We start from the raw sequence: 840 nt of genomic DNA on the forward strand, positions 1-840 counted from the left end.
GGTGCCGCTCCGGCCGGCGGGCCACCACCGCCGGCCGGAGCGGCACCTCCACCGGGTCCGGATCGTCCCGGAAGAGCAGATGGACGGGGATCTCGGTGGTGGCCTCGTTCTGGATCAGACGGGCCGGCCGGACTCCGGGGCCGGCGCCCGCGCCGTCCGACTGCCCCTCGGACTCGGGCGGGGTGTGGGGTGTGGTCGTACTCATGCGTGTTCCAGCCTCCGCGCCAGACGCGTCATGAACAGGGAGTGGGGGTGGGGAGCCTGCCGCCGGGGCCGGTCAGGCGAACAGCCGGCGCCAGGTCTCGGGGCCCGGATAGCCGTCGGCCGCGCCGCCCCGCCAGCCCTGGGCGCGCTGGAAGGCCTCGACGGCCCTGCGGTCCGACTCGCCCCAGTGCGGCCCCGGACCGTGGGCGTAGAAGCGGCCGAACCCCTTCTTGACCAGCTGGGCGCCGAGCCGGGTGATGTGGTCGTTGGTGGCGCCCGGCCGGAAGTACTGGCGGCCCGGGTAGCCGGGCACCCCGTGCGAGGCGGGGCCGGCCGCGGGCCCGATGTCCTTGCCCTGGCCCGTGCTCAGCAGCTGCCAGGTGCGCCGGCCGGGGATCCCGTCGGCGTCGGCCCCCTTCCAGCCCTGGGCCAGCTGGAACGCCCGGGTGGCGCGCCGGTCCGCCTCGCCCCAGACCGGCCCCGGGCCCGTGGCGTAGTAGCCGCGCGCACCCCTGGCGATCAGCATCTCGCCGAGCAGGGTGACGTACTTGTTGTCGGCGCCGGGACCGAAGTAGGCCGCGCCCGGGTAGGCGGCCACCGCCTTGCCGCCGGCCGCCGGCCGGGCGCCGGCCGCGG

Annotated in this window: 1 protein-coding gene and 1 pseudogene; both read right to left on the minus strand. The window is 77.3% G+C overall.

Annotated elements, in window-relative coordinates; translation table 11 throughout:
* Positions 1-205: pseudogene (locus CCN44_RS41190) on the minus strand (SPFH domain-containing protein); the annotation flags it as partial.
* A gap of 72 nt (positions 206-277) precedes the next feature.
* Positions 278-840 (minus strand): peptidoglycan-binding protein (locus tag CCN44_RS41195; protein ID WP_143650441.1); only part of this gene is annotated, 563 nt, incomplete at its 5' end.

It is taken from the genome of Streptomyces tricolor, assembly GCF_002155905.1.
Classification (GTDB): Bacteria; Actinomycetota; Actinomycetes; order Streptomycetales; family Streptomycetaceae; genus Streptomyces; species Streptomyces tricolor.